An 8545-nucleotide genomic window follows, 5' to 3' on the forward strand; every position below is an offset into this window, starting at 1 on the left:
TCACAAAAATTAACACCGCAGCTATAATGATTGTTACATAACCACCATGAGGAAATTTATCTAAACAAGCTATTAAGAAACTAAACTCAATAATTAAGTATAACAAAATTAAAGGCAAAATAATATATAATGCAACTCTCTTTATCACCATATAATATATAAGCAATAGCGTAGTCATAATCATACAAAGTACAATAGCAAGACCATAAGCGGCTTCCATTTTTCCTGATTCTTCAAAGTATAATACGATACCAATACAACCAGCTAGCAATAACCAGTTTATAGACGGTATGTAAATTTGTCCTTTTTGATCTGTTGGATATTTAATTTTTACTTTTGGCCAGAAATTCAATCTCATAGCTTCATTTATCAATGTAAATGAACCGGAAATTAATGCTTGTGAAGCAATTACAGCAGCCATTGTAGCAATTACAATTCCGTATGGTTGAAACCAATCTGCCATTATCATATAAAACGGATTTGCATTATTAGGATTTATACTTGCTAAAGTTTGACCTTGGTGTTTTATCAAATAAGCACCTTGTCCAAAATAATTCAGAAGTAAAGCAATTTTTACAAAAATCCAACTGATACGAATATTTTTTCGTCCACAATGTCCCATATCAGAGTATAATGCTTCAGCTCCTGTGGTACATAAAAAAACAAAACCTAAAACATAAAAACCTTCAGGATGTATACTTAATAATTTATATGCATAATAAGGGTTTACTGCACTTAACACTTCATAGTTTTGTGTTATTTGCAATATACCAAGAACAGCTAGCATACCAAACCAAACCATCATCATTGGGGCAAAAAACTTACCTACAAGACTAGTTCCGAATTGTTGAATTATAAATAATACACACAAAATCGCAATAACAATTGGTACCGTATTTATATCAGGATAATATATTCGTATTCCTTCCACTGCAGATGCTACTGAAATTGGTGGCGTAATGATTCCATCAGCAAGTAAAGCACTTCCTCCAATAATTGCTGGAATTATAAGCCATTTTACTTTGGTTCGTTTTACTAATGCGTACAACGCAAAAATTCCTCCTTCACCATTATTATCTGCCGAAAGTGTAATTAGAACATATTTCAGAGTTGTTTGTAGCGTTAATGTCCAGAATATTGCCGAAATACCACCTAAAACAACTTGAGGATCAATAGAATGTAATCCAATTATAGATTTCATTACATATAATGGAGAGGTTCCTATATCTCCATAAATAATCCCTAAAGTTATTAGTAATCCTGCAATTGACCATTTGCTATGTATGTCTTGCCCGTGTGAAGTACTCATATTGTTTTCGTGTTTGAAAAAGAAAACAAAATTAAAATATTTAATCCGATTAGATTACAATTTTTATTAAAATTTATAATCCATTCTGTACAAAAATTAGTAATTTAGAATTTTAAAATTTTAATATGAAAAAAATAGTTTCTATTTTGTTGATTACTAGTGCTTTTTGTTCCTGCATTACAGATAAAAATTTCATAAAAAATCCTAGATTTTCTAAAATTAGCATTGATACTCTTTTGAATGAAAAAATTAGTTCTCGAGCTTTATTAATAGATAATAATAAAGCATGGTATGCAGGAAATAATGGTAATTACGGTTATGTTTCTCTCGATTCTACTACTAATTTTAATGGTGTTATTGCTAAAGAAAACCTAAAAATTGAGTTTAGAAGCATTGCGCAAACTTCCAAATATATTTTTGTTCTATCTGTTTCAAATCCAGCTTTGTTGTATCAAATAGCAAAAGATGGTTCACAGATAAAATTAGTATATCAGGAAGACCACGAAAAAGTATTTTATGATTCGATGCAGTTTTTTAATGATGATGAAGGAATAGCGATAGGGGATCCAATCGAAGACTGTCCGTCTATAATAAAAACGAGTGATGGAGGGCAAACTTGGCAAAAAATATCTTGCAAGAAATTACCAAAATTTGCAGATGGCGAAGCTTTTTTTGCTGCGAGTAATACCAATTTAATCATAAAAGATGATGTTATTTGGATGGTTTCTGGTGGAAAAAAATCTAGAGTTTTTCATTCTTCGGATAAAGGAGAGACATGGGAAACAGTTGAAACACCAATAATTCAAGGGCAAGCAATGACTGGTATTTTTACTGCCGATTTTTATGATTCGACAATTGGATTTATTGCAGGCGGAAATTATGAAAAATTAGAACAAAATTTTCAAAATAAAGCAGTAACAAATAATGGAGGCAAAACATGGAAATTAATTGCTGACAAGCAAGCATTTGGTTACGCTTCTTGTATTCAATATATTCCTAATACTGGAGGAAAAGCTATTGTAGCTGTAAGTGCAACGGGGCTTTATTATTCCAGAAATGGAGGAAAAAAATGGAAACAACTAGCTACAGACAAAGATTTTCTAACTATTCGGTTTATAGATAATAAAACCGCGATTGTTACAGGAAAAAATAGAATTGTAAAAATTAGTTTTAAATAAAAACTATTTAATTTTTCTGAAATCTTCCTTGTCGTTGTTTCATCTTGTTTAAAAGAGTATTCTTGAATTCTTCTTCCAAACCTTTTAGCAATACTATTTTCTGAGGGCTAATTACTCCTTGCAAATCTTTTACAAATTGACGTTTTTTAGTTTCCATTGTAGCATCAATGTTTTCTGACTCATTTAACAATTTTAGAGTTTCTGAATCTGACATTCCGGAAGTGTTTTCAGGTTTAAGCCTAAGCATTAATTGCTTTTTTTGCTTATGTAAATCCATTTGAGCATCACTAAATTTATTAAAAAGAGGCCAAAATTTTTCAGCTTCTTGACTTGTCAAATCAAGTTTGGTCGAAATAAATGCCACACGAAGTGCTTTTACACGTTCTGCTCTTTTCTCAAAATCTTGTGCAAAACTTATAGTGCATAAAAATAGTAGTAAGATTGTAATTATTTTTTTCATTTTGTATGTTTTAATATAAATAGTCTTTTGCATAATTTTCTGTTTCTTGATCGTATAACTCTAACGATTTCTCAATCATTGTAATGTCATCGTCTGACAAATGCTCGATAATATCTTCAGTAGTTATAGATGTTTCATAAGCTAAATAATCTTCGGTACTTATATCTTCAGTTTTAGTATTATTTAAATACATTGTTATAAATAAACCAATTACAAACACCGCAGCTACTGACGAAAACCAAAATTTTCTAGTCTTAAAAAGAGAAATTACTTTCACTTCTCTTTCAGGAAGCTGGCTCATTATTTTAGCTTCAAACTGTTCAAAATAGTTTTCTGGAACTCTAAATCCGCTGTCTATTTTTGGGTCGTTATTCAAATCAAATTGTTTCATGTTATTAAGACTACTATTATATAAAAAGGTTTAATCTATTTTTAAAAAATCTTCAATTTTTTTCACTGCATGAAAATAGGAAGCTTTCAAAGCACCAACCGAAGTTCCTGTTATTTCTGCTATTTGTTCGTATTTTAGTTCTTCAAAGTATTTCATTTTAAAAACCAATTGTTGTTTTTCGGGCAGAATTGCAATTGCTTTTTGTAATTTGAGTTGAATCTCATTACCATCAAAATAAACATCACTTTCCAACTTATTTATGGCTTTTTGTTGCGCTTCCTCGCTCGAAATACCACTTTTTTTTGCTCGTTGTTGCATAAAAGTGATGGCTTCATTAGTCGCGATACGATACATCCAAGAAAAAAGTTTGCTATCGCCCTTAAAATTCTTCAAATTCTGAAAAACCTTCACAAACGTATTCTGCAATACATCATCGGCATCATCATGACTCAAAACCATGTTTCGCACATGATTATACAACGGTTTTTGATACAATTGTAAGAGCTTCCTAAACGCATCATTTTGCGTTTTCGGATTCAATAATTCGGCGATAAAAGCTTTTTCGTCTTGCAAAAGTAGGTTTGTTTTATAAGTAAGACTAAAGATATTCAAAAAGGTTTAATTTAATTTTTTTTGTAGCGAATATTTCCGCCTTCTTGCAAATCATATTCCTGCTGTTGTTACAATCTGTCATTGCTTTGTTCCTTGCAATGACAGGATTTCCACTTCCATCAGTCCCGAAGCTTCGGGATATTTAGGAATCAAATTGAATTCTTGTAATTTCTTTAAAAAAGCAATCCAACTTTCCTTTGCAACTTTGTACCTTAGCCGCACAGAACCTTAGCCACTTAAAAAAATGATTCAAACTGTAATTTTCGATATGGACGGCGTAATTGTAGATACCGAACCTGTTCATCATTATGCTTACAACCAACATTTCGCAGAACTTAATATTGAAGTTTCTAACGAAATGTATGCTTCATTTACAGGTAATTCGACTCGAAATGTTTTTCAGAAACTAAAAGAAAGTTTCAAACTAGAACATGAAGTCGAAGATTTAATTCTGCGAAAACGGCATTTGTTTAACAATGCCTTCGATACTAAACCAGATTTAGAACTCATAGATGGCGTACACAAACTCATTCAGAATTTGCACTCCAATAAAATACAATTAATAGTTGCTTCATCAGCTTCAAAAAGTACAATCAATAGGGTTTTTAATCGATTCGATTTACATCAATATTTTACACATATTGTTTCGGGTGAAGATTTTCCAAAATCGAAACCAGATCCAGCCATTTTTTTGCATGCTGCTTCATTATCTATAGCACCAAAAGATAATTGTATTGTTATAGAAGACAGCACAAACGGAATAAAAGCTGCAAAAGCTGCAGGAATTTACTGTATAGGTTATGATAGTGTGAATTCTAAATTGCAAGATTATTCCCTAGCAGATAGAATAATTAGTCATTTTGATGAAGTAAGTTTCGACAAACTTACTTAACCAACCGCTTCTTTATAAACTCTCAAGCAACGTTCTCGTGCAAATTTGTGTTCTACGATAGGTTCAGGATAGTGGGAAGTTTCTAATTCTGGAATCCATTTTTTGATGTATTTTAAGTCTTTATCGAACTTTTTTATTTGTTCTGTTGGATTAAAAATCCTGAAATAAGGTGCTGCATCTACACCAGAACCAGCCGCCCATTGCCAGTTGCCTACATTACTTGATTGCTCGTAATCTAAAAGTTTTGTAGCAAAGTAAGTTTCTCCCCAACGCCAATCGATTAGTAAATGTTTGCATAAAAAACTGGCTACTATCATTCTCACTCTATTGTGCATGTGTCCAGTTGTATTAAGCTCTCTCATTCCTGCATCTACAAAAGGATAACCTGTTTTTCCATCACACCATTTTTGGAATAAATCCTCATTGTTTTCCCAAATAATAGCATCGTATTTTTCTCTAAAACTTTTATGTATAGTATGTGGAAAATGCCACAATATTTGCATAAAAAATTCCCTCCAAATGAGTTCTTTAAAAAAAGTTTCATTTTTACTCTTTATAGCTTCTTTCATCATTTTTCTTACAGAAACGGCTCCGAAACGAAGATAAATCCCTAAAAAAGAAGTTTTATTTAGTGATGGAAAATTTCTTGTAGCTTCATAATTGTCTATCAGATTTTCTGAAATATCATAAGGAGTTATGGTTATTTTTGAAGTCTCAAATCCTATCGCTTTTAGACTCAAAAAAGGGTAGGAGTGAACGCAAATTTTATCTAAATAATCTTCAGAATTGTAATTTTTTAGTGTTATTTGCTTAAATTTTTCCTTCCATTTGTTAGAATAAGGTGTATAAACTACATAAGGTTTTCCGTCGTCTTTTGTGACTTCACTTTTTTCGAAAATGACTTGATCTTTGCTGGTTAGAAATTGGATATTGTGGTTCACAAAAAGCTGATTCAGTTCTTTATCTCGTTTGCGAGCATAAGGTTCATAATCATGGTTTGTGTAAATTGTTTTTACTTTATTTTCAGTAATTAGTTTTTCGAAAATTTCTGATGGTTTTCCGTGAAAAATAGCTAATGATTTTCCTTTATCTTGCAATTGTTCCTGCATTTTTACTACTAATTCATGTATAAAAGTTACACGAGAATCATCCTTGGGTAATTGAGAAAGTATGTTATCATCGAAAATGAATATAGGTAAAACAGTTTCATCACTATTTAAAGCATGAAAAAATCCTACATTATCATCTAATCGCAAATCACGGCGGAACCAGAATATGTTCATTTGTAAAGTTTTGTTGTAAAACAATGTTGTAAAAAAACGTCAAGTTACGATTTAGCCCCGATAGCAGTGCAAATCCTTTTTATTTTTTAATAAAAAGATTGTAATGAATAGCGGGATTATGGCTGTAAAAAATCGGAATGTTGTGCTCCTAAAGATTTTAATTGTTGACTAAAAGTGTTGACATTCCGCCATCGACATGGAAAATTTGACCAGAAATCCAACTGCTTTTATCACTAATCAGGAAGTTCGCCATTTGTGCAATATCATTTGCAGTTCCGAAACGTTTTAGTGGATGACGCAAGGCTGATTTCTCTTTTTTCTCGTCGTTATTTAGGAATTTATCGGCTAGTGGTGTATCAGTTAGCGATGGTGCAATCACGTTTACCCTAATTTTAGGTGCATACTCGGCAGCAAGTGCTTTTGCAAAACCTTCGATGGCTCCTTTTGCAGCGGCAACACTAGTATGAAAAGGCATTCCCATACTTGCCGCAACACTACTAAACAAGACGATACTTGATTGTTGTGTAGCAGTTAGATTGGGTAAAACAGATTGAATTACTCTGACAGCTCCTATAAAATTAATTTGTAAATCATTTTCGAAAGCTTCTATTTTTAGTGCTTTGAATGGTCGCAGGTTGATGCTTCCTGGGCAATATATTAAGCCGTCGATAACATCGGGTAATTTTGAGGTGTCTAATGTGTCAGTAGTAACATCGAAAGGAATGTGTGTGACATTCAAATTGGTTAAACCTTCACTTGTTCTCGAAGCTACAAATATTTTATTTCCAGACTCTAATTCTTTAGCAATAGCGAGCCCAATTCCGTAGGAACCTCCTATTAACAATATATTTTTCATGATTATTGTTGTTTAAATTCTCCAAAAAGTTCAATTAGTTTTTTTTCTCTGTATTCGAATATTTCTTTCAATTTTGGTTTCACTAAAAAAGGATGAACTAATTGCCCTAATATCCCCAATGGAATTTTATAATCTATAATATCTTCCATTTCGACACCACCAGGAATTTCTCTTAAAAAATGTTTGTGATGCCAAAGAGAGTAAGGACCAAAACGTTGTTCGTCGACAAAATATTTTTTATCTTCAACATGTGTGATTTCAGTTACCCATTTGGTTTTTATTCCTAAAACTGGCGTTACAATATATTGAATAATTTGTCCAGCAAACATAGGTTTATCTGCACCAGATTTTATTATAAAACCCATATAATCAGGTGTTATAGTTTTTAGATTTTTAGGATCTGAAAGAAAATCCCATGCTTGTTGTAAGGTTATTGGTAAATTTTGTTTTGAATGTAAAGTATAAATTTTCATTTGATAATAATTTTGTGTAAATGTACGAATGTTTGATGTTTTTACTATAAAGTTAAACAAAATATTTTCATTTTATCTTTTTCTTAACAATTGATTTGGATTTGAAACTTTATCTTTGAGAAAATAAATTTTTAAAAAATGTATAAAATAATTGTTGCCATAGCCCTTATGATTGCTTCTTATACGATTGAAGCTCAAGTAAAAATGCCACAAGCGAGTCCAAAATCGACGCTAATACAAACAGTTGGTTTGACAGATATTGATATTGAATATCACCGACCAAGTGCAAAAGGAAGAGTTGTTTTTGGGAATTTAGTTCCTTTTGATAAAGTTTGGAGAACTGGTGCAAATGAGAATACAACAATCACTTTTACAGATGATGTTATTATAAACGGCTCACCTTTAAAACAAGGAAAATATGCTATTTATACCATACCGAAACCTGATAATTGGGAAGTTATTTTTTATTCAGATACTAATAATTGGGGGAATCCAGAAGTTTGGGACGAAGCAAAAGTGGTGTTAAAAGTAAATGCAAAACCAGAGACTTTAGACAGAAATATCGAGACATTTACAATTGGAATAAATAATACAGATATTAATTTTGCAAATCTTGAATTTTCTTGGGAAAAAACAATTGTTGCTGTTAAAATTGAAGTTCCTACACAAAAAGCAACTATGGCAAGCATAGATAAAACACTTTCAGGACCTACGGCTGGAGATTATTACTCATCGGCACAATACTTTTTTCAATCTAACGGAGATTTAAATAAAGCACTTACCTATGTGAATAAAGCATACGAATTGAACCAGAAAAAACCATATTGGTACACTCGTTTGAAATCTCAAATACAAGCTAAATTAGGTGATAAAAAAGGTGCTATTGAAACCGCTAAAATTTCTTTAGCAGCAGCACAAATAGCAAAAAATGAAGATTATGTAAAAATGAATCAAGACAGCATTGCAGATTGGTCTAAGAAATAATTTTGCCAAAAATTGACTAGTCCTAAATAATCGATACAGATTATTAGACAAAAATAGATAAATTAAACAGCACCAAAAACGTTTTTGGTGCTGTTTTTAGTTTTATA

The 8545-nt window shown here is 31.6% G+C and carries 10 protein-coding genes; 3 read left to right on the forward strand and 7 right to left on the reverse strand.

What is annotated here, in order from left to right:
• Positions 1-1309 (reverse strand): KUP/HAK/KT family potassium transporter (locus ACHZC3_RS09615; RefSeq protein WP_394759647.1); only part of this gene is annotated, 1309 nt, incomplete at its 3' end.
• Positions 1310-1434: 125 nt separating this feature from the next.
• Here ACHZC3_RS09615 and ACHZC3_RS09620 point away from each other — a divergent pair.
• On the forward strand, positions 1435-2487 hold the full coding sequence (locus tag ACHZC3_RS09620) for a WD40/YVTN/BNR-like repeat-containing protein (RefSeq protein ID WP_394759648.1): 1053 nt from the start codon (positions 1435-1437) through the stop codon (positions 2485-2487).
• A 7-nt stretch (positions 2488-2494) separates the two neighbouring features.
• Here ACHZC3_RS09620 and ACHZC3_RS09625 read toward each other — a convergent pair whose 3' ends face one another.
• The 3 genes from ACHZC3_RS09625 to ACHZC3_RS09635 are packed head-to-tail and all read right to left on the reverse strand — an operon-like array spanning position 2495 to position 3911.
• Positions 2495-2947: a sensor of ECF-type sigma factor gene (locus ACHZC3_RS09625; protein ID WP_394759649.1), complete on the reverse strand. Its 453-nt coding sequence runs from the start codon at positions 2945-2947 to the stop codon at positions 2495-2497.
• A gap of 10 nt (positions 2948-2957) precedes the next feature.
• Positions 2958-3338 carry a hypothetical protein gene (locus ACHZC3_RS09630; RefSeq protein ID WP_394759650.1) on the reverse strand — a complete coding sequence of 127 codons (381 nt, stop codon included), beginning with the start codon at positions 3336-3338 and terminating at the stop codon, positions 2958-2960.
• Positions 3339-3368: 30 nt separating this feature from the next.
• On the reverse strand, positions 3369-3911 hold the full coding sequence (locus ACHZC3_RS09635; RefSeq protein WP_394759656.1) for an RNA polymerase sigma factor: 543 nt from the start codon (positions 3909-3911) through the stop codon (positions 3369-3371).
• Between the two features lie 283 nt (positions 3912-4194).
• Between ACHZC3_RS09635 and ACHZC3_RS09640 the strand changes: the two genes are divergently transcribed.
• The gene (locus ACHZC3_RS09640) at positions 4195-4842 is read left to right on the forward strand and encodes an HAD family hydrolase (protein ID WP_394759651.1); all 648 of its coding nucleotides are present in this window, start codon (positions 4195-4197) and stop codon (positions 4840-4842) included.
• Here ACHZC3_RS09640 and ACHZC3_RS09645 read toward each other — a convergent pair.
• From ACHZC3_RS09645 to ACHZC3_RS09655, 3 genes are all read right to left on the reverse strand, one after another.
• The gene (locus tag ACHZC3_RS09645; protein WP_394759652.1) at positions 4839-6125 is read right to left on the reverse strand and encodes a cryptochrome/photolyase family protein; all 1287 of its coding nucleotides are present in this window, start codon (positions 6123-6125) and stop codon (positions 4839-4841) included. The two genes, ACHZC3_RS09640 and ACHZC3_RS09645, sit on opposite strands and share 4 nt — an antisense overlap.
• A gap of 157 nt (positions 6126-6282) precedes the next feature.
• Positions 6283-6981, reverse strand: coding sequence for an SDR family NAD(P)-dependent oxidoreductase (locus ACHZC3_RS09650; protein WP_394759653.1), 699 nt, complete (start codon positions 6979-6981; stop codon positions 6283-6285).
• 2 nt (positions 6982-6983) lie between these two features.
• Positions 6984-7454 (reverse strand): cell division inhibitor, encoded by a 471-nt coding sequence (locus ACHZC3_RS09655; RefSeq protein ID WP_394759654.1) that lies wholly within the window; start codon positions 7452-7454, stop codon positions 6984-6986.
• A 138-nt stretch (positions 7455-7592) separates the two neighbouring features.
• On the opposite strand from ACHZC3_RS09655, the gene ACHZC3_RS09660 reads away from it, so the two are divergent.
• Positions 7593-8438 (forward strand): DUF2911 domain-containing protein, encoded by an 846-nt coding sequence (locus ACHZC3_RS09660; protein ID WP_394759655.1) that lies wholly within the window; start codon positions 7593-7595, stop codon positions 8436-8438.
• The last annotated feature ends 107 nt before the right edge of the window (positions 8439-8545 follow it).

The sequence above is a fragment of the Flavobacterium sp. genome, from assembly GCF_043720215.1.
Classification (GTDB): Bacteria; Bacteroidota; Bacteroidia; order Flavobacteriales; family Flavobacteriaceae; genus Flavobacterium.